At 44.6% G+C, this 24067-nt stretch carries 28 protein-coding genes and 1 tRNA gene; 16 read left to right on the plus strand and 13 right to left on the minus strand.

All coding sequences use genetic code 11. The features are described 5' to 3' along the window. Nucleotides 1–14: 14 nt before the first annotated feature. Entirely contained in the window at nt 15–1316 is a 1302-nt protein-coding gene (locus tag DES40_RS10865) for a Xaa-Pro dipeptidase (protein WP_121102012.1), read from the minus strand. Between the two features lie 20 nt (nt 1317–1336). Then, entirely contained in the window at nt 1337–2053 is a 717-nt protein-coding gene (locus DES40_RS10870) for a M50 family metallopeptidase (protein ID WP_325051279.1), read from the minus strand. 224 nt (nt 2054–2277) lie between these two features. On the opposite strand from DES40_RS10870, the gene DES40_RS10880 reads away from it, so the two are divergent. Beyond that, the gene (locus DES40_RS10880) at nt 2278–3834 is read left to right on the plus strand and encodes an ATP-binding protein (RefSeq protein ID WP_121102018.1); all 1557 of its coding nucleotides are present in this window, start codon (nt 2278–2280) and stop codon (nt 3832–3834) included. A 45-nt stretch (nt 3835–3879) separates the two neighbouring features. Here the strand turns inward: DES40_RS10880 and DES40_RS10885 are convergent, their stop codons facing one another. The 3 genes from DES40_RS10885 to DES40_RS10895 all read right to left on the minus strand — a co-directional run bounded on the left by DES40_RS10885 (nt 3880) and on the right by DES40_RS10895 (nt 5724). After that, nucleotides 3880–4635, minus strand: a complete 756-nt coding sequence (locus tag DES40_RS10885; RefSeq protein WP_121102021.1) for a sensor histidine kinase — start codon at nt 4633–4635, stop codon at nt 3880–3882. Continuing rightward, nucleotides 4635–5078 carry a response regulator gene (locus tag DES40_RS10890; RefSeq protein WP_121102939.1) on the minus strand — a complete coding sequence of 148 codons (444 nt, stop codon included), beginning with the start codon at nt 5076–5078 and terminating at the stop codon, nt 4635–4637. The genes DES40_RS10885 and DES40_RS10890 overlap by 1 nt, the downstream gene beginning before the upstream one ends. Before the next feature lie 274 nt (nt 5079–5352). Then, nucleotides 5353–5724, minus strand: coding sequence for a hypothetical protein (locus tag DES40_RS10895; protein ID WP_121102024.1), 372 nt, complete (start codon nt 5722–5724; stop codon nt 5353–5355). Nucleotides 5725–6291: 567 nt separating this feature from the next. Here DES40_RS10895 and DES40_RS10900 point away from each other — a divergent pair. Then, entirely contained in the window at nt 6292–6651 is a 360-nt protein-coding gene (locus DES40_RS10900) for a response regulator (protein WP_121102027.1), read from the plus strand. 19 nt (nt 6652–6670) lie between these two features. Here DES40_RS10900 and DES40_RS10905 read toward each other — a convergent pair whose 3' ends face one another. Beyond that, on the minus strand, nt 6671–7444 hold the full coding sequence (locus tag DES40_RS10905) for an endonuclease/exonuclease/phosphatase family protein (RefSeq protein WP_121102030.1): 774 nt from the start codon (nt 7442–7444) through the stop codon (nt 6671–6673). Nucleotides 7445–7511: 67 nt separating this feature from the next. Here DES40_RS10905 and cls point away from each other — a divergent pair, with 67 nt between their 5' ends. Beyond that, nucleotides 7512–8969, plus strand: coding sequence for a cardiolipin synthase (cls, locus tag DES40_RS10910; protein WP_121102033.1), 1458 nt, complete (start codon nt 7512–7514; stop codon nt 8967–8969). 19 nt (nt 8970–8988) lie between these two features. Here the strand turns inward: cls and putP are convergent, their stop codons facing one another. Genes putP through DES40_RS10925 form a run of 3 tightly spaced genes read right to left on the minus strand, consistent with a single transcriptional unit; the run spans nt 8989 to nt 12632 of the window. Next, the gene (putP, locus tag DES40_RS10915; protein WP_121102036.1) at nt 8989–10527 is read right to left on the minus strand and encodes a sodium/proline symporter PutP; all 1539 of its coding nucleotides are present in this window, start codon (nt 10525–10527) and stop codon (nt 8989–8991) included. A gap of 22 nt (nt 10528–10549) precedes the next feature. Next, nucleotides 10550–11812 carry a glutamate-5-semialdehyde dehydrogenase gene (locus DES40_RS10920; RefSeq protein ID WP_121102941.1) on the minus strand — a complete coding sequence of 421 codons (1263 nt, stop codon included), beginning with the start codon at nt 11810–11812 and terminating at the stop codon, nt 10550–10552. A gap of 19 nt (nt 11813–11831) precedes the next feature. Continuing rightward, complete coding sequence (locus tag DES40_RS10925; protein WP_170144967.1) at nt 11832–12632, minus strand: pyrroline-5-carboxylate reductase family protein; 801 nt, start codon at nt 12630–12632, stop codon at nt 11832–11834. A gap of 178 nt (nt 12633–12810) precedes the next feature. Here DES40_RS10925 and proB point away from each other — a divergent pair, with 178 nt between their 5' ends. Continuing rightward, complete coding sequence (proB, locus tag DES40_RS10930; RefSeq protein WP_121102945.1) at nt 12811–13971, plus strand: glutamate 5-kinase; 1161 nt, start codon at nt 12811–12813, stop codon at nt 13969–13971. On the opposite strand, the gene DES40_RS10935 is transcribed toward proB, so the two are convergent. Together DES40_RS10935 and DES40_RS10940 are read right to left on the minus strand one after the other, a co-directional pair. Next, a complete protein-coding gene (locus DES40_RS10935) occupies nt 13968–14486 on the minus strand; it encodes a MarR family winged helix-turn-helix transcriptional regulator (protein WP_233345582.1) in 519 nt (172 codons plus the stop codon). The genes proB and DES40_RS10935 overlap by 4 nt on opposite strands. A gap of 87 nt (nt 14487–14573) precedes the next feature. Next, nucleotides 14574–15347 (minus strand): response regulator, encoded by a 774-nt coding sequence (locus DES40_RS10940; RefSeq protein WP_121102039.1) that lies wholly within the window; start codon nt 15345–15347, stop codon nt 14574–14576. 147 nt (nt 15348–15494) lie between these two features. Here DES40_RS10940 and DES40_RS10945 point away from each other — a divergent pair, with 147 nt between their 5' ends. Genes DES40_RS10945 through DES40_RS10955 form a run of 3 tightly spaced genes read left to right on the plus strand, consistent with a single transcriptional unit; the run spans nt 15495 to nt 17336 of the window. Beyond that, entirely contained in the window at nt 15495–15674 is a 180-nt protein-coding gene (locus DES40_RS10945) for a NepR family anti-sigma factor (protein ID WP_121102042.1), read from the plus strand. Nucleotides 15675–15704: 30 nt separating this feature from the next. Beyond that, a complete protein-coding gene (locus DES40_RS10950; RefSeq protein ID WP_121102045.1) occupies nt 15705–16331 on the plus strand; it encodes a sigma-70 family RNA polymerase sigma factor in 627 nt (208 codons plus the stop codon). Nucleotides 16332–16382: 51 nt separating this feature from the next. Then, the gene (locus DES40_RS10955) at nt 16383–17336 is read left to right on the plus strand and encodes a sensor histidine kinase (protein WP_121102048.1); all 954 of its coding nucleotides are present in this window, start codon (nt 16383–16385) and stop codon (nt 17334–17336) included. Between the two features lie 74 nt (nt 17337–17410). Here DES40_RS10955 and DES40_RS10960 read toward each other — a convergent pair whose 3' ends face one another. Next, entirely contained in the window at nt 17411–17638 is a 228-nt protein-coding gene (locus tag DES40_RS10960) for a hypothetical protein (RefSeq protein ID WP_147405900.1), read from the minus strand. A 156-nt stretch (nt 17639–17794) separates the two neighbouring features. On the opposite strand from DES40_RS10960, the gene DES40_RS10965 reads away from it, so the two are divergent. Genes DES40_RS10965 through DES40_RS13250 form a run of 3 tightly spaced genes read left to right on the plus strand, consistent with a single transcriptional unit; the run spans nt 17795 to nt 18684 of the window. Then, complete coding sequence (locus DES40_RS10965) at nt 17795–18088, plus strand: DUF883 family protein (protein ID WP_170144968.1); 294 nt, start codon at nt 17795–17797, stop codon at nt 18086–18088. A gap of 4 nt (nt 18089–18092) precedes the next feature. Further along, a complete protein-coding gene (locus DES40_RS10970) occupies nt 18093–18527 on the plus strand; it encodes a hypothetical protein (protein ID WP_121102057.1) in 435 nt (144 codons plus the stop codon). A 1-nt stretch (nt 18528) separates the two neighbouring features. Beyond that, on the plus strand, nt 18529–18684 hold the full coding sequence (locus tag DES40_RS13250; RefSeq protein ID WP_170144969.1) for a hypothetical protein: 156 nt from the start codon (nt 18529–18531) through the stop codon (nt 18682–18684). A 132-nt stretch (nt 18685–18816) separates the two neighbouring features. On the opposite strand, the gene DES40_RS10975 is transcribed toward DES40_RS13250, so the two are convergent. After that, a tRNA-Gly gene (locus DES40_RS10975) sits at nt 18817–18891 on the minus strand. A 139-nt stretch (nt 18892–19030) separates the two neighbouring features. On the opposite strand from DES40_RS10975, the gene DES40_RS10980 reads away from it, so the two are divergent. From DES40_RS10980 to hslV, 6 genes are all read left to right on the plus strand, one after another. Next, a complete protein-coding gene (locus DES40_RS10980; RefSeq protein WP_121102061.1) occupies nt 19031–19552 on the plus strand; it encodes a prolyl-tRNA synthetase associated domain-containing protein in 522 nt (173 codons plus the stop codon). A 10-nt stretch (nt 19553–19562) separates the two neighbouring features. Then, entirely contained in the window at nt 19563–20483 is a 921-nt protein-coding gene (trxA, locus tag DES40_RS10985) for a thioredoxin (protein ID WP_121102064.1), read from the plus strand. 11 nt (nt 20484–20494) lie between these two features. Beyond that, nucleotides 20495–21166: an LON peptidase substrate-binding domain-containing protein gene (locus tag DES40_RS10990; protein WP_121102066.1), complete on the plus strand. Its 672-nt coding sequence runs from the start codon at nt 20495–20497 to the stop codon at nt 21164–21166. A gap of 33 nt (nt 21167–21199) precedes the next feature. Beyond that, entirely contained in the window at nt 21200–21391 is a 192-nt protein-coding gene (locus tag DES40_RS10995) for a Trm112 family protein (protein ID WP_121102069.1), read from the plus strand. Between the two features lie 139 nt (nt 21392–21530). Further along, nucleotides 21531–23333: a L,D-transpeptidase family protein gene (locus DES40_RS11000; RefSeq protein ID WP_121102072.1), complete on the plus strand. Its 1803-nt coding sequence runs from the start codon at nt 21531–21533 to the stop codon at nt 23331–23333. Nucleotides 23334–23461: 128 nt separating this feature from the next. Next, entirely contained in the window at nt 23462–24031 is a 570-nt protein-coding gene (gene hslV / locus DES40_RS11005) for an ATP-dependent protease subunit HslV (protein WP_121102075.1), read from the plus strand. Nucleotides 24032–24067: the final 36 nt, after the last annotated feature.

Below are 24067 nucleotides of genomic sequence, written 5' to 3' on the forward strand. Positions count from 1 at the left end.
TCTATTGGCAACAATTAAGGCGCCGTTTTATAAACAACGCCGCCCTTCATGACGAAGTCCACTTTTTCCAAGGCTTTCATATTCTCTAATGGGTTTTCGCCGACTGCAATGATATCGGCGAATTTCCCTGCATTTAAAGAGCCTGTCTCTTCGGAAACACCAAATAAGGTGGCATTATTTATTGTAGCTGCCTGAATAGCCTGTATGGGCGAAAGTCCCCAATCCACCATATATTGCATTTGGCGTCCATTTTGCCCGTGTGGGTATACCCCTGCATCCGTTCCAAACGCCATTTTCACTCCAGCCTTTGCGGCTGCCTTAAAGCGCTCTCTTTGTTTTTTCCCGACGATGCGTTCTTTCGCCAAGCTCTCTTCTAATATCCCAGCCGCTTCGCCTTCTGACAAAATATAATCCGACACATAGATATCCATAGACAAATATGTCCCATTTCTTTTGGCTAAACGAATACCTTCATCAGAAATGAAACTCGCATGCTCTACAGAATCGACACCCGCTTTAATCGCCGTGTTGATGCCGTCTTCACCATGAGCATGAACGGCAACTTTAAGGCCCAGTAAATCAGCCTCATCCACTATGGCTTTCATCTCTTCAAATGAGAATTGCTGAGCGCCGATCTTTGTACCCTTTGAGAGCACACCGCCCGTTCCGCAAAATTTAATAACCTTTGCGCCATATTTATTATTTTCTCTAACTTTTGCGCGGACAGCCCAAGGGCCATCGGCAACGCCGCCCGCCGTTACTTTCGCTTCAAAGGGTAACAAATTATTATCACAATGCCCGCCCGTAATACCCAAGGAGCGACCCGCAGGAATAATTCGCGGGCCAGGCACCGTTCCATCATCAATAGCGTTCATCAAGTCAATATCAGCGAAACCCGGTGCGCCCAAATTTCGTACTGTGGTAAAGCCTGCCATCAACGTTGTCTTCGCATTGGCAACCCCGTGTATGGCTGCTGATGGTGTGGATTCCTTTAGGCTGTTATATCCGTGTAGATTAGCATTCCCAATTAAATGTACATGGCTGTCCATTAACCCGGGCAGAAGCGTATAGTTTAAAAGGTCTATTTGCTCAGCCGTCTCTGGCAAGTCTTTGTTGCTTAATTCTGCCAGCGGTCCGATATCTTTGATACGATCACCCTCGACATAGATATATTGCCGCGCCGTAACTCGTCCTGTTTCGACATTTATGATATGGCCTGCTTTAATGAGCTTAGCATCAACGACTTCTTGCGCGGCGACAGTATTCGGAATGAACGCAGCGGCAAAACATAAAAGCATCGATTTCAGTTGTCGCATAGCGGTCTCCGCATTTCTATTTAGGCTGAAGCTCTATCTGAGGGTGAAAGAGTACTTGGTGTTCTCAAGCTCACTCGCAGTACAAAATATATGACGATAAGACTGAGAACAAACCACAGACCTCCCCAAAAAAGAGTAGGCCCGCCCATTGTTTCAGCGATAATACGTGCATCTGAACGTAAATGCGATCGCTGTAATGTGTCACTGAATATATCGAATGGTACATAAACCATGCTAGTCAGACCAATCACGCGAAGGAGAATGTCATTAATAGTTCGGCTTAAGAACAAAGCGGCTGATAAAAATAAGAGACCCCCGACAACGCAAAAGGCAACTGAAAATAGGTCTCGAATATAGAAGAGGGTCAAGATCAACATAATACCGCCTAGACAAGCAACTACCCACCTATCTATTTGGGCACGCAGGGCCAATATAAATATCATTGCACCAAGAATGAGCGAGCCGAGATAACCTGCTGAGGCAATAATAAAACTATTGCCACCTTGCGACGTGACAGCTCCGCCTTGTTGCGCTGAAATAGATAGCGCCATGACTTTTCCGCCTGTCAACCACGTGGCTAAAACGTGTGAAAACTCATGCAGGAACACAATGAAAATTTTGACGGGAACAATAATAGGGCTCGACCATAGGCCGAATATAACCAATGTTATAAGCCATAATGTCCAATGCGATTTAATATGAATCCACGCCACAGCCCAACCTATGAGCGAAATCACCTTTTCGCAATACTGCGCCTCTATGATTTAACGCATTTGCGCCGTCTCTGGGCTCAAAAAAATCAGACTTTATCAAGGATTGCGCTATAACAATATCTAAGTAGCTCGAATCAATTTCTAAGAGATAGTCTATTTCTGCGCAGAATTCATATCGCATTAAAACGGAATTTCCGCTCCTTATTTCCTTAATCGTAACGCTTGTTTCTCTCATTCTCACGGTTGGTTTGTATCAAGAATTCGAAAGACGAGACACTCAAACCATACAAACAGCATTTGATGAACAAGTTGCCTTGATCAATCAAGGTGTTGGCAATCACATTTCAGAAGCCATATTAGCGCTTCAACGTATGGCTGATCGTTGGGAATCAAGCGGCGGAACGCCTTTTGAACAATGGCAAGATGATGCCCAAAATTACGTTACTGATTTTGAAGCCCTCAATGCTTTAGAATGGGTGGATGAAGACTATATTATCCGCTGGATAGAACCGATGGCTGGTAATGAAGCCGCGTTAGGCCTTAATATTGCCTTCGAAGAAGAGCGCCGCAAAGCCTTGGTAAACTCTGCGCAAAAAGGTAAAACCACTATCACGCCGCCTCTTGATTTGGTTCAAGGGTATCGCGGCATGATTATTTACATCCCGCTCTTCATAGATCAAAACTTTGGCGGGTTTCTTGTTGCTATTTACAACACTGATTCATTCATCTCGTCATACCTACCGGATGAATTCGCCGAGAGCTTTGATTTACATGTTTCTGATTCTGGTAAAACGGTTTTCCAAACCCCGGGGTTTGAAAGCTTTAATACACGGTGGCACAATCAATCCTCTATTTCTCTGCTAGAACGAAAATGGACTGTGGCCATTGGCGCTAAGGAACATTTTGTCAGCGAACATCACTCTCATGTTGCACTTGTGACATTTATTGGTGGACTTTTGACCTCTCTTTTACTTGGCTTTGTAATTTATTCGTTTTTAATTTCGCGTCAGAAAAACCGTATACTTGAACGTCAAAAACATACTTTGACGATGCGAGAAAATGAGAAAAATAAACTCCTAGATAGGCTTGCCTATTCTAATGAGGAACTCACACATTTTGCTTATATTTGCTCGCATGATCTCCAAGAGCCCTTACGGATGATACGGAGCTTTTCTCAAAAATTAAAGACCCATATGGGTGAAGCTCTAACAAAGGACCCTAAAGGCGATAAGTATTTTACGTTTATTATGGATGGCGCTGAACGGGCTCAAATTTTGATACAAGATATTTTATCTTATTCAAAAATTGATCAGTCGACGGAAAAAATCGAACGAGTTGACCTCAATGAAATTGTAAGCCTTATCAAGGATAATACGGAGGGCTTACTTAAACCACAAACGGGCGTCATTTCTTCTGAACCTCTCCCGTTCATTGAAGGGAATAAAACACAGCTTTACCAGCTGTTTCAAAACCTCATAAATAATGGACTCAAATACCAAGCCAAAGGCGCAACACCAAAAATAGACATTTCGGCGGTTGAATTAGAAAAGACCTGGCAAATATCAATTAGTGATAATGGGATTGGAATCTCGGCAAAATACCAAAACCAGATATTTGACGTCTTTAAAAGACTACATCGCCGCACAGAATATGCAGGCACCGGCATTGGCTTGGCAATTTGCAAAAAAGTTGTCGAGCGGCATGGGGGAGATATATGGGTAAATTCTGAAGAAGGCCAAGGGGCAACCTTCACTTTCACACTGCAAAAAGAAAACACAAACCCAGCTGCGCCGATAGCCCCTTAACAGACATTATAGAGACAGAGAATGGCTGGGCGATATGAGCCTAACTTAGGTTTCAGTCATGAGGTGTTTTGAAATCGTAAAGCAAAAAGTAGAACCGTTCTCAGACGTTTTCTCTAACCACAATTGCCCCTTATGCTTCTGTATAGCTTTTTTGGCATAGGGTAGACCCATACCCTCACCTGGGAAATCTTCATTTTCTACGGCGCGGCGAAACACTCTAAAGATGTCTTTTTCATTCTTTTTAGGCACGCCCATCCCATTATCTGTGATGGTAAATGTCCAATAATCCTCTCCTTCATGGCCAATAATCTCAATCACGGGCTTATGAGGCCCATTATGATAGGTCAGACCATTTTCAATGATGTTTTTGAACACCAAGGAAAGGCGAGTTTTATCACAGGTAATGATGGGTAATGTATCATAGTGAATTTCGGCCTGCTGCGTTTCAATTAACGCCGCAAGTTCAGTTTGGGCCGTGTTGATTAATTCAGCACTTTCGACATTGTCTTCTATCACTTGTTCACGCGTGTTTAAGCGAGAATATTCCCGTAGCTGTTCCAAAGTTTCACGCCCTGAATGGGCACTAGTAATGATGTGATTAAGGTGTCTTTTTGATTTTTCGTCAAGCGTGTCACGGTTGTTACTGAGTACCATTTCCGCAAAACCTGCAGCATGTCGTAATGGGCCACTCAAATCGTGCGAGACAATATAAGCAAAGTCTTGAAACTCTTCAGTCAAAGCCTCAAGCTCGGATTTTAGACTTTCAATTTCTAATTCAGGGCGGGGGATTGCGTCAGTCATTATTCAACAGAAGGCAAACAAACAATATCAACCCAGAAATTTTCGACTTGTTGAACGACGTCCATAAATTTTATCGCGTCGACAGGTTTAACGATATAGCAATTTGCCTGTAGGTCGTAGCTTTCAAATACATCGCGATCTGATTCTGAGCTCGTTAAAACGATTGTCGGAATTCGGCGCAAATTTTCATCATTTTTAATGGCGTGAAGCACATCACGGCCACTCACGCGCGGCAAATTCAAATCGAGAAGAATAATATCTGGAGTGGGTGAATCTTCGAGCCCATTGCGTTTAAAGAGAAAGTCCAATGCCTTACCGCCATCCTCGGCAATGTGGAGCGTATTCCTGAGGCGAGCATCTTCAAAAGCCTCTCGCGTCAGCTCAATATCACCCTCATTATCTTCAACCAGAAGTATATCAGCGAGTTTATTGGCAGAGCTCATATTTTTTATCCTGATGGCAGCATTATCGGGCATTTGATCCTCGCGAAGGAAAGTAATCCCTACCCGAATCGATAGCCTAGCATACAAATCCTAAGAAAATATGATATAGTAAAGTTTTTGGGGTGGAATTTACATTATACAAGCTAACATTGAGTTAGCGAATTATGACTATTGTTGATGTTCTCGCGTGACGCACGTAAAATCAACTTTAGGGAGAGCGGCTATCAGGTAGGTGGGGTGATGCAATAGCCGCTCAAGCTTTTAAAGCCTCATATTAACGGGCGCGTTTGGCGTTATTGTCAATAAAAACAGGCGTTGCCATTTTTGATCCGCCTTCTGATGGGCTCATTTTGTTAAAGCCATCAGTCAACATAACAGAAGACTGCTCTGTGACAAAAGCGATACGGTTCGTAGGCTTTGCGGGTACAGGCTTTACCACACGTTTGATACGTGTCTTTGATTTTGAAGACAATTTGATTGTTGTAACAGGCTCGACGTAATTCGAAGCGTGAACCCACTCAGTCTGAGCAACACCCTTCTCTAGAGGAAATTTATTGAAAGCGTTTTCAGCGTGTGCGCTGGTCGCGATAGTCGTTGAAAGCAAAGCGGCGCATACCACGAAAGCTGTTTTATAACGATTAGACATATTAGACTCCTTTCAGAGCGATCATTAGGTTGAGGTGGCCGCAACCACCGTAAAATTATTAAGTTTGGAAGTTTTGGCGCGAACCCGATGGATCGGCGCAAATTTTAGCGCATAAGGATATCGTCACGCAAAATCGCGTGTTGATAATAGGTGCATATATCTATCGTGCCTTCCGGCACATCCACCCGTCCTACTGACAGGCTTGAGACTAAAATTTCTGAGCACTCTGTGAAAAACATATCGCTTTCACTAAAGGGAGAATGCAACTTATGGCGGCGGGGCAAAGCGACCAAATATTCCGGGTATCCGTCACATTGATCCGAGGCCTAAGTTATCCCTGCAGCCCTTATAATTTCATGAGATTAAAACTTGCTCTATAGTTTTAGTTAAAATTGCTTTAACACGAAAACTTGAACAGCCTTCTTTTATAATGTCTGTAAAGGTGGAACCCAGACGTCTGTAACCCCGTATACATTAAAGCTTTAATTGACTTATCGTTTCTATGGCCGTTTAATTTACACATTAGAAACCCTGTTCAAATAGAATAGGTGCGTTAGGATTTATAAAATGAAACGCTTACTGCTCGTAGATGATGACAAACTTGAGTTCATGTTTGTCAATTTCCTATTGAAAGATCGTTATAATGACGGCTTTGAATTAGGCTATGCGTCATCCATTAGTGATGCGCAGGATTATTTGTCTAAGCAAGGGGTGGATTATATTCTTCTCGACGATAAGTTGGGAAACGGCATAACATCCGCTGAATCTATCCCTCAGCTTCAGAAACGCGCCTTTAACGTCCCTATTGTTGTCATTTCAAAAGACATAAACGGCCCTCATCTAAGAGACCGTCGCCGAATGGGAACCAACAAGGTTGTCGACAAATTCAAATTAAAGAATGCACTCGCTGACGGCTTACTGGATTAATCATCTCTATTTTAACTCGCTAAATATGGATGATGGATTCAACGGGCCGATGGTCAGAATGAATTTCTTCTAAAACCTCTGCCGCGCTCCCTTCTCCATTTGAAGTTCGCTTTAATTTAGATTGCAAGCCAATCTGTGAGACGGGCCCAATAATGACATGGTCAAAGTCTTTCCGAGGTGACCAGCTCGGATAAGATTTATGCTGCTCTGATGTTAGGTTAACAGAATTTCGAGCCGCATTGAAATATTCTATAGGCAGTGACCTCGTCTGACAGTTTAAATCCCCCATCAAAATAAATGGGTGGTCTCGGGGGATTTTCTCGGACAAATATTGCATCTGGGCAATTTGATCAGCCGTCCCCAAGCTAAGGTGTGTATTGACGGCATAGAATGGCTTTTCGGCTTTAATCAACGCAATCATAGCCCCGCGTCCCGTTCGGCTACCTGGTAACTTTATGTCTTCTTGATCTCCGATTTCAAACTTAGAAAGCAGTGCATTTCCATGACGAGACACTTTACCAATTTTACGGTTTTCTTGCAGGGCCATGTAGGGCGCTTTTGAATAACGTTTTAATTGATCGACTTGGCATAGAAAATTTGACCGCCGCCCCCCTAAATCAACTTCCTGTAAATAGACCAAATCATATCCTGAAATAATCTCTCCTATTTGAGCAAGAGTTCTGTCTTTGTGAGATGTATGACGTAATTGTCTCCGCCACTGTGTTATATATTGATAATAGGCTTTGGTGCCAATCCCTGCCTGAATATTCCATGTTAGACACTTTAATTGCATAATTTATATACGCATGAGTGAACGCTTTGTTCAACCAAGCGTATAATGACTTTAGGGCGGGTTAAATATGTTTGAAATTCAAGTCACAGCCGTTCTGCATATCATCCTGGTATTGGTGTTTGGGCTTAGGGTAATTGCCCGAAGGTTAGCCGTTCCAACGACTTTGGCTTGGATTATTGTTATCGCCGCCTTCCCTATTATTGGCCTATTGTTCTATTTTGTTTTTGGGGATCATAGACTGGGCCGAAAGCGTATTAAACTCGGTCCCAATATTCGAAACCATTTCCAAGACGCCTATAAAATCAATGCTGATGTCCATAAGAGCCTAGAGCTTAAAGTCTCTCCCTATTTCAGAGAGCTTTCTCAAATCATTACAGCGGAAACAGGGTTTTTACCTTCTTTTGGAAACCGATCTGTCCTTATCAGTACGCCGGACGGATTTTTTAACGCGCTTTTACAGGACATAGAGCTGGCAAAAAACCATTGTTATCTAGAGTTTTACATAATCGAACCCTACGGAAAAGTTTGTGAAGTTTTAGAAGCCCTATGCCGCACGGCCGAACGCGGCGTTGATTGTCGAATTATAGCCGACGATATTGGCAGCAAGGATTTCTTCAAATCTCATTGGCCACAAACTTTAAGGCAGGCAGGCGTTATTGTCGTAAGATCCTTACCTGTTGGTCTCTTAAAGTCTTTCTCTAAACGTACGGATCTAAGGAACCACCGCAAGATTATCGTCATTGACCAAAAGATTGGCTATATAGGTAGCTTTAACCTAATCGATCCTGATTTCTTCAAACGGGAAAGTCGGGTCGGGCAGTGGATAGACCTTGTTGTGCGGGTTGAGGGGCACGCCGTCTCGTCACTCGCCTGTGTTTTTAATACAGATTATATCTTTGATCACGTGGGTTTTGATTTTCAACATTCTGACCTGCACGACCTCCCCCAAGATACCAAATCAAAACAATATAAAAGAGATGCAATTTTTCAGATATTACCTTCTGGCCCTGAAATGCGCTCTAGCCTTATTTATGAAGTTATTGTTTCCGCTATATTTGGCGCACGGAAAAAAATTACAATTGTGACGCCTTATTTCGTTCCTGATGAAGCCATCGTCCTTGCTTTATCTAATGCCGCAAAGCGCGGTTTAATTGTGGAGCTTATATTACCTCACCGCGTTGACAGCCGAATGGCACGATATGCAGGGCAAGCCAATTTTAGCACTCTGCTTGAGGCTGGGGTTCAAATATACCGCTTTGTGGGCGGTATGCTGCATACAAAAGCCATCTTAATCGATGATTCAATCTCGTTTGTAGGGACTGTGAATATGGACATGCGAAGCTTTTATCTAAATTTAGAAATCACGCTCTGCGCCTATGATAAAGAGTTTGCCAAAGCCTTAGCGGCGCAAATGAATGAATATCTTGAGAAAAGTCGCCTTATTAATGCTGACATTTGGGCCAAGCGAAAACCGATAGAAAAGTGGAAAGAACGCATTCTAAGGCTCGCTGGGCCCTTGCTTTAAAGCGCAGGCCTCTAGCGGCTTATTCTTGCTCCGCTATAGCCACTTCCATTTCTGCAAAACCTTTGGCCACAGGCTTTTTAACTGAACGTCCCCAAAGACTTACACCTACTGCCGCAAGCGTCGCCATAATAAATCCGGGTACAATTTCGTAGAGCACGGATGATAAACTCGCGCCGCCAATTGTTATAGGCAAATATAACCAGAGCAGAACCGTCACAGCCCCTGTAACCATACCTGCCAAAGCGCCGTCACGCGTTAGACCTTTCCAATAAAGGCTTAATAATATGACGGGTCCAAAGGCCGCGCCAAAACCAGCCCACGCATTAGAGACCAAAGATAAAATATTACTCGACCGATCAAATGCTAGGAATATGGCCACGAGACTAACCAAAACAGTCGCTAAACGGCCAATAAGAACAAGCTCTGACTGAGAGGCTTCACGCCGTAGAAATGTCTTATACAAATCTTCTGTTAACGAGCTGGAAGAGACTAAAAGCTGTGACGATATAGTGCTCATAATCGCGGCTAAAATTGCAGCCAGCAGAAAGCCTGAAATAAGGGGATGAAATAAAGTCTGGCTCAATAAAATAAAAATAGTCTCTGGATCAGATAATTGGTCCTGCAAGCCGTTCGCCTGCACATACGCCAGACCAATATAACCCACCAACACAGCCCCAATAACAGTTACAACCATCCATGACATCCCAATCCAGCGCGCCAAAGCGACATCTTTGACCGTACGAATAGCCATGAAACGCACAATAATATGTGGCTGACCAAAATAGCCGAGCCCCCAAGCCATAAGTGATATGAAACCCATGACTGTAATACCTTGTGTCCAAGAAAAATATTCCTGCGCTGTCGCTGTTATATTTTCCCCTGAGGTAAATCCTGTCAGCACGCTTGTTTTTGCCGCATCAAAACCGCCCATTGCCATAAGGGCCACGACTGGTACCAAAATAAGCGCGATAAACATGATACACCCCTGAACAAAGTCCGTTAGGCTAACGGCAAGGAAACCCCCAATGACCGTATAGGCCAAAACGACACCCGCTGTGATAAATAGGCCGAGTTGATAGTTTAGGCCAAATGATGCCTCAAATAATTTTCCGCCCGCTACGATCCCCGCAGACGTATAAAGCGTGAAGAAAATAATGATAACCAAGGCTGACATTAGCCGCAGAGCATGTGATGTATCCTTAAAACGGTTTTCAAAATAATCTGGAATAGTAATCGAGTCGTCGGCCATTTCGGTATAAAGGCGCAAGCGCGGCGCAACGAAACGATAATTCAAATAAGCCCCGATTGTCAGTCCGACGGCAATCCAAGCCGCGCTAAAACCACCCAAGAAAATCGCCCCGGGTAACCCCATAAGCATCCATCCGCTCATATCAGAGGCCCCAGCAGACAAGGCCCCGACGGCAGGGTGAAGCTTTCTCCCTCCGAGCATATATTCAGAAACATCGCTTGTGGATTTTCGATATGCGTAAAATCCAATCGCCATCATTAATAGAAAATAGGCCGATAGTGAAATTATCTCGAAGGGGTTAATTGTCATATAGGTTTAATCTCTTCTAAATTTATGGGCGCGTTTGACCTGTGCCATGCACTAAATATTTAAAGCTCGTCAATTGTTCGAGGCCCACTGGGCCCCGGGCATGCATTTTACCTGTTGCAATACCAATTTCGGCGCCCATACCAAATTCGCCGCCATCGGAAAATTGCGTAGAAGCATTATGCATAACCACCGCGCTGTCTATGGCCAACAAAAAGCGGCGAGCCGCCTCGTTATCTTCTGTAATAATCGCGTCCGTATGACCAGACGAGTGTTTAGAAATAAAAGCCAAGGCCTCATCCAAATTTTCAACCAATTTAACAGAGGCAATTGAATCAAGATATTCCGTAGACCAATCCTCTTCTGTGGCTAAGGTCAAACGGGGCTCTAAAGAGACCGCTTCCGCATCGCCTCTTAATTCACACCCCTTCAATGAATCGGTCAATTTTGGTAAAATAACGGTCGCAATCTTGCGGTCAATCACAATGCTTTCTGTTGCACCGCAAACACCCGTTCGGCGTAGCTTGGCGTTCGTAATAATTTTAACCGCCTTATCAATATCCGCAGCGTGGTGTACATAGCTATGGCAATTTCCATCTAGATGAAGAAGCGTGGGAACCTTGGCTTCATTTGCGACAAGCTCCACAAGGCCACGGCCGCCCCGAGGAATAACTAAATCCACATAATCATCCGCTTGTAATAATGCCTTTACGGCTGAACGATCTGTTGTGCCAACAGCCTGAACCACATGAGCGGGTAACCCAGCTTCAGCAAGGCCTCTTTGCATGGCCTCTACAATAATTTCGGTGGAATGCCGGCTCTCTGAACCGCCGCGTAAAATAACGGCATTGCCTGACTTCAAACAAAGCGCGCTCGCATCCGCGCCGACATTTGGGCGCGATTCATAAATCATACCAATAACGCCAATCGGTACAGCCACACGCTCAATGTTCAAACCATTTGGCCGCTCAAAATGCGCGAGCTTTCGGCCGACAGGGTCTGGAAGTGCTGCAATCTGCTCCAAAGCGCTTGCCATGGCTTCAACGCGGTCTGGAGTCAGCTTTAACCGATCAATAAAAGCATCCGGTTTTTTCCCCATCACGCTTTGAACATCTTTATCATTGGCAGCCAGCAAAACAGGCAGGCTCTCTCGCAAGGCTTTCGCTGAAGCAATAAGAGCGGCATTTTTTGTATCCGTCGATGCCAAGCCCAAAGCCCGCGCAGCGGCTTTGGCTTGCTCGCCCAGCCTCATGATATGATCTGTCACGTCTGTATTTGTGAGTGTCATAACAGGTAATCCTAATTCCTTATCGAAGTTCAATGGCGCGATTATACGCGGCATCGACAGTCTGTTTTAATTTTTGGCTGAGGCCCATATCTGCATTTAACGCCTTTAGACCTGCCTCTGTTGTTCCTTTTTTACTGGTGACATTATTCCTTAAAGTTTCAAGGTCGTCATCAGAATCCATCGCCATTTCAATGGTGCCGACTATCGTGCCTAACACAAGAGCCCGCGCTTGCTCCCTTGAAAAGCCTAAGCTCTCTGCCGCTTCTACATAGGTTCGCGCAAACTCAAATACATAACCCGGGCCGCTGCCCGCAATAGCAGTTATGCGGTCGAGCCCATCTTCGCTGTCTACCTTTACAGCTGTCCCCGCGAGCTCCATCATGTCCAAAGACACTGCCTTCTGGGCCTCTGAACACTCTGGCGAGGCATAAAGCCCTGCAACCCCTTTACCAATAAAGGATGGCAGGTTTGGCATGATACGGATAATCGCTCGCGTTTTCAAAGCCGTCTGTAATCTCTCGGCAGAACAGCCCGCCGCCATTGATATAACAAAACCGTCCTCTGAGAGTAGATTTGCATAGTCAGGCAAAATCGTTTCAACCATTTGGGGCTTAATCGCTATAATTATAATGTCGAATTTTTTTGACTTAAGCGCGTCGGCATTATCATACCCTACCACCCCATTAGGAAGTTCAGGTAAAGTGGGATCAACCACAGTATAGTGTACAGCCTCTGAACGGATCCACTGGCGCAATAAAGCCCCACCCATTTTACCACAACCAATCATTAAGGCTTGATAGTGTTTCGTTTTAAAATTCATGCGGTGCCATACCCTTCATGTAATTAGCATTCAAACTATATTTCGGTCACTAGTCATATTTACGCCAAATAAATGGCATTTTAATACTTATTTGCACTAAAAAAATGATTTGTGTTCAAACTATTTGATATTCAAGCCTCGTAGCGTTAAGGGCCACTCCATATTGAAGGAGAATGTTTTGCCTATCAAAAAACGTATCGTCATAAAAATCGGCTCCAGCCTCTTGGCGAATGCTGAATTGCTAACACCTCGCTGGGGCTTCATCCAGAGGCTTTTAGAGGATATGAGTCAATTGCGCGAGCAAGGCTATGAAATTATCCTTTGCTCTTCAGGCGCTGTTGCGCTTGGTCTGCGGATGATTGATGAAACACCTGAAACAGCAGGGCTACGCGATAAGCAAGCCGCCGCCGCTTGCGGAATGCCGCTTTTATTGAATGCTTATAAGCAAATCGGCATTGAATTTCAGATGAACATTGCTCAGGTCTTGGTAACGCTTCGCGACATGGAAGAGCGCAAACGTTTTTTAAACACAAAGAATACTATTCACCGTCTCTTGCAATCTGGCGTAGTGCCTATTGTTAACGAAAACGATTCAATCACCACCGAAGAAATTCGCGTCGGAGACAATGACCGCCTCGCGGCTAAGGTCGCCCAAATGGTTCAAGCTGATCATCTTGTTATTTTGACATGTATTGATGGGTTATACGATAAAAACCCAAGCGAACCCGACGCCAAATTAGTCGAAGTCGTTGATGATGTGAGTCAATATCTTGCCGTGACAACAGGTACGTCCGAATTGGGGTCGGGCGGGATGCTTACGAAAATGCAAGCCGCAAATATGGCGCAAAATGCAGGCTGCACAACATTAATCGCAAATGGAGAATGTGAACATCCTGTATCCTCTGTTTTATTAGGCGAAAGAAAACATACGCGTTGTACAGCGCATAAAAAACCTGCCTCATCTTGGACAGCATGGCTAACAGATCGCCTTCAAATGGCCGGAAGCATTGTGGTTTCAAATGAAACCGTAAACCAATTAGCCTCTGAAGCCGTACCCATTTTGAGAGACAATGTTTTATCCATCCAAGGTACTTATTTAAAAGGGGATGTCGTTCACATTTATAGTGAGGCAGGAGAAGAGATTGCGCGCGGGCTCAGCAATTTTTCCGCAGAAGAAACGATGGTGCTTGCCACCAATCCAACCATGCCGGCAAAACAGCTCTTAGGCTATCAAACCCACGCTACACTTATTGGCGCGGATAATTTGATTTTGTTAAATGAACGGCATCTTCAGTGGGACAGTCCACATGAGGATCAAAGCCGTACGGTAATGCGTTAAATCGGCTTGGTCAGGTCACCCACTTCTAGAATAGGGGCCGCATCCAGTTCTTCTGCGTTTAGCATTTCTGCTAGGCGCTGAACGGAAGAGAGTAAAAGCGTTTTTTCCCAGCTTTTCAGCGCTTCAAATTGATGCGTAAAGCTCTCTTGCAATAAGGGCGGAGCCCCAGAGAGTCTTTCATGACCCGCTTCTGTCAGTAATAAATGAACCACGCGCTTATCTGCGTCGCTTTTTTCTCGCCTAACGAGGCCCGCTTTTGTGAGGCGGTCTACGATCGACGTGACTGTGGCTTGAGATAAATAAACATCTTTCGCAATTTCTGACGGTTTCGTCGGTTTATCAAGGCTTAGAGTTTGCAAGACCAAGAGTTGCGGGGCCGTTAGCCCTGCTGACTTTACTAAGCGTTTTGAGCTCAGATCAATTGCGCGCGTAATTTGGCGAATAGAGACCAGAAGATCGTTTTGTCCTGACATGATAATGACGCGCGTAAAATCGCGGCCCCTTCTAAATTTCATTCAGTCAAGCTGATGCCTTATTCAGAAGGTTGAAGCAATGTTCCCTTATGCCATTAATTCAGGTCTGTGGAGTAAAGGGGTGTGAAATCACGGATTATGGAAAAAGAGCGCCTGACTTATGGCGGCTTTCACATTCTCTGGATTAAATGGCTTACTAATCAAATATGCGGGCTCTGGCTTATCGCCTGTCAGTAATTTTTCGGGAAAAGCTGTAATAAAGATAATGGGTACAGCATGTTCATCCAAAATATCAGAGACAGCATCTATACCTGAGCTGCCATCTGCCAATTGTACATCAGCCAGAACAATTCCGGGCGTTTTTCGAGCCGCCGCTTTGACAGCCTCCGTCCGAGTGGCCGCAATACTGTCGACAGTGTGACCCAGCTCTTCTACTAAGCCCTCAATATCCGCAGCAATAATCGGCTCATCTTCGACGATTAACACATTTGTACGCAGTTCTTTTTCAATATCGGCTTCCGCTTCGGTTAAAAGAGCCGCCGCCTCATCTTTGGAAAGCCCCATGACATAAGCGACTTCATCAAGATTTAGACTCTCAAGCGCGCTCAAGAGGAAAGCTTGCCTAGAAGCCGGTGTAAGCTTTCGGATGCGAGCTGAAGGAGATTGTTCTTTCTCCTCACCATCTGTCTCTAGAACCCCACCAGATGAATTCCAAATCCCCAAAAACATTTTGAACAAAGCTAATTTTGGGTCTTCATCCGCACTAATTTGTACATTTCCCGCGACCAAAGCCTCTAAAGCCGTACGTACATATGTGTCTCCAGCAGATTGGCTGCCTGTTAACGCCCGTGAAAATCGGCGCAAATAGGGTAGATGCGGGGCAAAAGATTGAACAAGGCTCATAAATAGGCTCTCTTTTTGTTTCTACCCATTTTGCAGGGGCAAATGGGTCTGAAATCACGGTTTATTTATATATATAATTGTCAAACGCCTTTGGAACCCTTTTAGTTCCCATGCGTATTAAAAAATCTAGGGATCAATGAGGCCGAAATGACAAATAAGAAAAAAGACGACGATTTCCAACTGACAAAGTCCGGAAATAGTTTCGCGAGCCAGCCTTTGCGAGACAAAATCGGGACAAATCTGAAAAAGATATATGACGATGTCGTTCAAGAGGAAATCCCAGAAGAATTTCTCTCACTTTTACAACAAGCAGATACAAAGAAATAACTGAGGCTTAACGCTTCAAGAAAGTCAATAATGACCGCTTCCGGTACGACGCCATACGACCCGAATGATACAACGCCTTGGCCTCCCTTGGACGAAGATCAGTTTCGAAAAGAGCTCACTGAGCTAATTCCCCATTTACGGGCCTTTGCACGCTCGCTTTGCGGTAATGCAACCCTTGCCGACGATGTCGCGCAAGACGCTATGTTGAAAGCCTGGAAGGCTCGTGAAAAATTTAAACCCGGCTCTAATCTGAAGGCTTGGACTTTCACGATATTACGCAATCAATTTTACTCTATCAAACGCCGCTCTTGGCGCGCTACATCTCTTGATCAAGAAGTCGCTGAACAAACGATTGTTGCGCAATCTGATCAAGAAAAGTCTATGCAGCTGAATGAACTTCGCCGCGGCCTCGATAGTTTGAAAGATGATCAGAGAGAAGCGCTGATTTTAGTCGGTGCGTCAGGCCTGACCTATGAAGAAGCCGCTGAAATTTGTAACTGTGCCGTTGGTACAATTAAGAGCCGCGTAAGCCGCGCCCGAAAAAACCTTGAAATCATCATGGATAATGCTGATTTTAAGACCGAGGCCGATGAAGTCAGTGCCTTAAATGCTATGAATGAAATTTTAGAAGAGGCTGACAATCTTTCAAATTCCTAACATTATGACCCTCAAGGCACCTAGCGGTCTTGAATTTCGACGCTTCGAAAGATGACGGACTTACGCATAAGGTTTGGCGTAATATTGGCGATTGCGCTTTTCCCAATACTCCTCTTTGCCTTGTTTATGGCAACACGCCTGCAAAACAACCTCTACATCATTGTGGCCCTCGTCGTTTGGCTTATTGGTTACCTATCTATTTGGGCCTCTATTGAACGGCTTGTCTTTTCTCATCTTCGTGTCATTCAAAGAACATCGCGCTTGTTTTCCAAGGGCGATATGGATGCGCGCATTGGGAATTTAGAACGCGCGCCAGTTCGAATTGCAGCCCTTTCAAATACGTTTGATACGATGGCTGAAAATATTAGTGAGCGTGAATTACGTCTTTTAGAAAACCTAAAAGAGAAGGAAACCTTACTACGCGAGATACATCATCGCGTGAAAAACAACCTACAAATTATCATTTCACTTTTGAACATTCAGGAAAGAAAACTTTCCGATCATGATATGATAGAGGCCATTCACGACACGCGGAGCCGAATAAATGCAATCGCACTTGTTCATAGGGGACTTTACGAAGGTGAAGACCTCAGCGTCATTGACATGCAAGACTTTTTGTCACGTTTGATTTCTGAATTAGTGATCAGTTTTGATATGGCAAATCTCGGCATAGAGGTGAAGCTATCTCTAGAGAAATTAGAGTTTACGCCAGATGCTGCTGTTCCCGTGGCCTTGTTTATCGTTGAAGCCATATCAAACGCCATAAAACATGCACAATTTGAAGGCGGAACTATTACCGTTTCAAATACAAAAACCGAAGGCGAAATTACAATTTCTGTCTTGGATAGCGGTACCTTCGTCGATAAAAAAATTGTTCAGAGTACAGGCATAAAACTCATGAAGGGGTTTGCCCGGCAATTGTCAGGAAAAACGACGATTGGCCCAACCCAAAACGGTTTCTTGGCTGAGATTTCATTCCCTATCCAAGAAGCTATTGGTTCTTAAAACAAAAAGCAGGGAAGCTTTCCCTGCTTTCATATAGTCGAGAGTAATCTCTCTCATTACCATGATGTCGGGCCCTAACCTTCTTTAAGCTTTAACAAGGCCGCTTGCGCGGCTCTTAAATGTGGGCGCTCTCCACCATTCAAACCTTCATTAGACGCCCTCGTTAGGGCTTCTTCGTCTTCAACCCATTGCGTTAGCAAAGCCTCTTTTGTCTCAGCACTCAGCGTGGAGGCATCCACAATATCGGAAGGGTTGTCGAATTGCTGATATGTGAGCGTGTCGTCAGAACGTAGATTAGTCATGAGATTTTCTCCTGTTTTATACAAAGAGAATTCCTGCAACGTGAAAGTGTTCCAAATTATTTGGGAACATTAAGCCTAAGCTTTCGTTGTTCTTTCGTAACTAAGCGGCAGTGAGCTTTCTCATAGATGCCGCGGAAAATGAATAAGGAGATTACCATGGCGACTAAGAAAAATGTTGTTTCAATTAAACAAGACATTCCGGAACAGTTAGAGACCCTACGCGCTGATGTTGCTACTCTTGCTGAGACCATTAAGGCCCAAACAAAAACATCAATTGCTGAAAAAACAGCCACAGTTAAGGGCGCAACCTCTGAAACGGCCGACCTTGCCAAAGCGCGTTACGAAGAAATTGCTGCAAAGGCCGAAACAAGAATTCGGGAGAAACCTTTAACCTCACTTGCGATTGCGGTGGGCGCTGGCGTTCTCTTTGGGGCTCTATCACGCCGATAATCATATGTTGAAATATGTAACGCTTCTTGCGCCTTACCTTTTGAAGGTGCCACATCGCAACCCAGCCAAACGACTGGCTGGGTTTGCCTTTGTTTATGGCTTAATGGCTCTTGGCGCTGTGTTTGTTTTCACAGGTAGTTTTATATGGAGCGTTTCACATTACGGGTATGAGGTAAGCTTTATATTTGCTGGTCTATTTCTTCTTGGGCTTTCAGGCCTTTTCTGGATTATCTTGAACTGGCCCAAGAGAATAAAGCCTGCAGCTTTTGAAAATGAGCTCAACAATGATCCAATAGGCTCGCTTTTACCCGAGAGCGCCAAACAAGACCCCATCGTCCAATCCTTGTTGAAGCAAGTGAATGAATATCCGCTCGTTTCCTCATTAGCTGGCGTAACTGTGGGTATTATCCTTGCCAAAACCTTCTTTGAGGAGAGTTAGAATGTCCCAATTGAATTTAGAAAATAGTGAAAAGACACATATTGATGAAGTCGATGCCAAAGGTGGTCGTAAAGAAGGCGTAAACCTTATACTGACCTTGTCGATGATCATTGCCCTGGCGGTAATGACTCTAATCTTTATAATTTTCGTTATCTAGGCTCTTTCCAGAGGCCCCTATGGTTTGCCCATAGCTATGTTTGAGTAGCGATGACGTAACCTTAAAAATCAATAATGCTAAAGCCACAAGCCATTTCTCGCATCGGCAAGGGGTTGGCTTTGTGTAAAAAAATGGAGCGGGCGATGAGATTCGAACCCACGACCCTCACCTTGGCAAGGTGATGCTCTACCACTGAGCTACGCCCGCTCATATTTTGCGTATCAAGATCATGAAAGACCCTGTGCGGCAGAAGTTGCGCTATATACCCCCTTTTTCAGGCATTTCAAGCGATTTGATGCAGTTTTTTTACTCGCCTTCATTTACTTAGCACGCTAGCGCTTTTCCTATGACGTCATCACGCGAACAAGCCCTGTTTTCTCAGCTAGAATCTCTTAATATTGTAACGGAAACACACAATCACGCGGCAATCTTTACTGTCGCAGAGGGTGAGGGCCAGCGTAAGAGTCGGGCCGGGAGGCATACAAAAAATTTGTTCTTAAAGGACAAGGCCGGCGCTTATGTTCTGATATGTGCAGTGAATGATACACAAATCAGACTCAATCGTCTCCATAAGCCTCTGGGCACAAAACGTCTTTCATTTGGAAAACCAGAAGCTCTGATAGAAAAGCTTGGGGTTAAGCCAGGTTCAGTGACACTGTTTTCCATTATCAATGATATGGGGAGTGAAGTGAGATTAGTACTCGATAAAGCGCTTTTTTCTTATGAACGTGTTTGGTTTCACCCCTTGCGAAACACCGCCAGCACCGCCATTTACACCAAGGATATACTGAAATTCGCCAAAGCCTTGAACCACGAACCCACGGTTATCGACTTCAAGGCTTTGAACGAAGATAGCCCTCTGGGTTGAAAGGAACATAATGAACACACCATCTTCTGATACAGCGTCCAATATGACTGCGGATATTATCAAAGATTCGTCTGATATGGCTTTTATGGCTGATGTTGTTGAAGCCTCGAAAGAAACGCCTGTCGTTGTAGATTTCTGGGCGCCTTGGTGCGGTCCCTGTAAACAACTTATGCCAGCACTTGAGCGAGCCGTTAAAGGTGTCTCTGGTAAAGTTAAGATGGTTAAAATTAACATTGACGAAAACCCTGGCGTTGCAGGTCAATTGGGAGTGCGTTCTATTCCTGCTGTTTTTGCTTTCAAAGATGGAAAGCCTGTGGACGGGTTTATGGGCGGACAGCCAGAATCAGAACTTGATAAGTTCATAGGCCGCTTGGCAGGGGAGGTGGACCCATCTGCGGAAGCACAAAGCCTCGTAGAGCGGGCCCGTGATAGTCTGGCTGCAGGAGATATTGGCGGCGCCGCTCAAGATTATGCTCAAGCTCTGAGTCTTGATGAGGCAAACCCCTCTGCCCGTGCAGGGCTTGCCCAAATCAATTTAGATTCTGGCAATGACATTGGCGCAGCAGAGCTAATCTCTAACACCCCAGTTTCCCTCGTGGATCATCCGGAAATCGCAGCCATTCGGTCTAAGCTAGCTCTCATTGAGGCCGCCCCTGAGCCAGACGCGGAAGACCCTGCACTCGAACTGGCACAATCTGTCGAAAACAACCCAGACAATCTTGATGCGCGGCTAGAGCTTGCTAAAGCCTATGCCGCAACAGGACGCAATGCACAGGCCGTTGAGCAGCTTTTATACTCTATTCGTAAAAACAGAGCCCATAATGACGAAGCTGCTCGGCTTTTCCTTTTGACAATATTCGAAGCGGAAGGCCCTCAATCAGAGGTCTCTATCAATGGTCGCCGTGAGCTTTCCTCAATCTTATTTGCATAACATTATAATTCATGAGCGCTTATTATAAATCACTAGCCCGAAGAACTTCACCAGAAACGGTGTCGCTCTTTCCTTTAAACGGAGCCGTATTATTACCAGCCTGTGATTTGCCATTGAATATTTTTGAGCCACGTTATCTAAATATGGTTGATGATGCTCTTAAGGGCGATCGATTAATTGGCATGATTCAAAGCACCAAGGCCGGTCTGGCCCCCGTGGGTGGGCTCGGCCGCATTATTCAATTCTCAGAGACAGATGACGGGCGCTATTTAATCGTATTAAAGGGCTTAAAGCGCTTTAAGCTTGGCGCTGATATTGAAAGCTCGGCCCCTTATCGCCAAGCTAAAGTTGATTTCTCTAGCTTTGATCAAGATGCAGATATTCACGGGGCAAAACGGACAACAGAAAGCCTGTCAGAAGGTGGAAGAACAGAGCGTTCAGCACTGACAGTTGCAATGAAGGCTTTGGCCAAAAAAATAGGGGTACAAGTCGATTGGCAAGGCCTCTCTGATATTCCATTGCCCGTTTTAATCAATCAAGCCGCCATGATTTCGCCCTTTCAACCCGAGGACAAACAGTCTCTCATCGAAGCCGTTACGACGGATGAAAGGCGGCGCTTACTTATCGGCCTTATGCATTTATATGCGGGCGGTGAAGGCCCTAACGCGCCCAAGACGCAATAGGTTAAACTGACAAGCCAAAACCATAGGTATGATATGAACACCTCAAGCCACGCTGACATTTTAGTTGATCCAAAAATGCTAAATGTTCTTGTCTGCCCAAAAACAGGTGGGCCGTTAACTTATAATTCTGACACCAAGGAATTAATCAGCAAAAAAGCAAAATTAGCCTTTCCGGTTCGTGAGGGCGTTCCGATAATGTTAATTGATGAAGCAAAGCCGCTTTAAATATGCCGTTTGCCCATAATCGCCGATATTATCTATGAAATTCATATCACTTAAAGACTCGTATTATGGTTAATAAGTGTTACTTTTAACCTGTTAAGGTGCCTAAAGAGATTTGCCGCCTTGCAACAAGGTAATATCGATGGCCCTTAAAAATAGTACATTTTCAAACTACCGATTATTCGGCGCTTTGGCTATCAGCATCAATCTATGGGCTTATAGTGCGCTGGTATCTGCCGCGGCGCTCACTGAAACCGCTGTAACACAAGACACATCGCAACATGCTCAAATCTCTGGGGTGGTTGAAAGTCACCTCCAGAATAATGCCGAAGATATTTTTTTAAAAAGTGGGCTTTCAAAAGGCAGGATAGACGCTGCCCTAAAAGTTTATAAGCAAGCTGGATACTCGCCTTTATGGAAACGCGGAGCCGCAGAAAAGCTCAATGCGCTACCTGTATTTTTTAAAAGTCACGGACTGAAGCCCTCTGTATCAAACGAATCAATTCAAGCCCTTATTCAAGCACGTTTTGAAAGCCGCTCGGCGGCTGAACGCGCAATGGCAGATCTACATTTAACAATTCTTTGGTTAAACTTGGCCTTAGAATTGTCAGGCCGTTCATATGATATGGAAAATTCGTCAAATGCAGAGCAAGTTTCTCAGCGTTTAAAAAAGGCGGCGGGTAAAGATCCATTATTAGAAATGAATGTCTTTGCCCCTCAAGCCCCGCAATATGAAAACTTACGCCGAGCTTTAGGGTTATATACAAATAAAGCGCACCAAGGCGGATGGAAAGCCCTTCCAGTTATTCACCGCCCTATCGAAGTTGGCCAATATTCTCTCTTAATCCCAGCGATACGCCAACGACTTAAGGATGAAGGGTTTTTATCCCTGACTGTTGTCTCGAATGTTGTCGATGGGGTGCAAGTCTTCACCTCTGGACACAACAACGACCCTTTACAAAACTTGGAGCTCTATGACACAGAGTTAGAAAGCGGCGTTCGGGCGTTTCAAAAACATCACGGTCTGAATATAGACGGTGTTATTGGGTCAATGACCTTAAGAGTGATGAATGAAAGCGCTGACTCTAAAATAAAGCAGATTGAGGACACTTTGAATGCGTGGCGAGCCCTGTCGCAATTCAATGCTTCGGTACATGAAAATTATATTTGGGCCAATATTCCTTCCTTCACCGTTGAAGGCTGGGCTCATGGTAAAAAATCAATTTCCATGGGAACCATAGTTGGCACACAGGACACACAAACGCCTTCATTCTCTGATGAAGTTGAATATATCGTTGTGAATCCTAAATGGTACTTACCCACCAGTGTCGTCGAACGGCAAATGCTTTCTAAGCTGAAAAAAAATCCAAACTACGCCGCAGAACATCATTATAAAATCTATAGCCGGAAAACAGGCGGTGAATTAGACCCTCTCACTGTAGATTGGAATCAAGCCGGCATCAGCCGTAAAATTCAAATGGTGCAACAGCCCGGTGTTCACAATTCGCTTGGTCAAATGAAATTCATCTTTCCGAACCGGCATGCTGTCTATATGCATGCAACCCCCATGCAGCACTTATTCGCGCGGGATATGCGGGCTTTTAGTGCGGGTTGTATACGCCTTGAAGACCCAGTCTCTATGGCAAACTGGATTACAAATTTAGATTCAGAAATTGATACTGAGGCATTTAACCAGACCCTAAATTCAGCAGAACGCGAACGCTTTTATCTCGGAGAGCATTTGCCTATTCACATAACCTATATGCCCGTAACGGCTGATAAGTTTGGTATGCCTACATTTCACCGAGATATATATAACAAATTCAAAGCCCCTGATTATGTGACTCAACCCTATGATTTAGTTGTTCCTCAAAGAATCGCCGAATTAAAGGTAAAGGCCCCAACTTCATCCTCGGGGGCGGGCTCCTTTAATCAGCACGAATAACCATTGATTTTGTATCCATCCTTTTGCTTTTTTTTGATGGTTTTTCACCTGAACGGCCAGCCTTGACGCGCCCTTAAAGGCTTCCCATCTCTAAGCTTCATTAAAAGCTGATATTAGGAAAATCTTTTATGGCCGATCAATATGATTATGCCGACGCTTCTCAATGGCGCGGCACAACAATTTTAACCGTCCGAAAGAATGGAAAAGTCGTCATTGTCGGCGACGGCCAAGTGAGCGCGGGTAATACCGTCATGAAAGGAAATGCTCGTAAAGTGCGCACTCTTGCAGGCGAGAAAATTCTGACGGGCTTCGCTGGCGCAACAGCAGATGCATTTGCTTTATTAGAGCGATTAGAAACCAAGGTCGAACAATACCCGACACAATTAGCCCGCGCCTGTGTTGAGCTCGCTAAGGACTGGCGTACCGACAAATATCTAAGACAGCTGCAAGCTATGTTGATTGTAGCAGACAAATCAGAAACCTTCGTTTTAACTGGCAATGGCGATGTCGTAGAGCCTGAGGGCGGCATTACCGCCATTGGATCAGGCGGAAATTATGCTCTTTCTGCGGCCATCGCTATGGATGAGTATGAGGAAGACGCGGAAACATTAGCCAGAAAGGCGATGAAAATTGCTGATCGCATTTGTGTTTTCACAAATAATAACCTTACCTTGGAGAGCTTGGATTCTGACTCTTAATCCTATTTTTCTTTTTTAGCGTTTCAGGCTAAGAAA

The sequence above is a fragment of the Litorimonas taeanensis genome (genome assembly GCF_003634015.1).
Lineage (GTDB): Bacteria > Pseudomonadota > Alphaproteobacteria > Caulobacterales > Maricaulaceae > Litorimonas > Litorimonas taeanensis.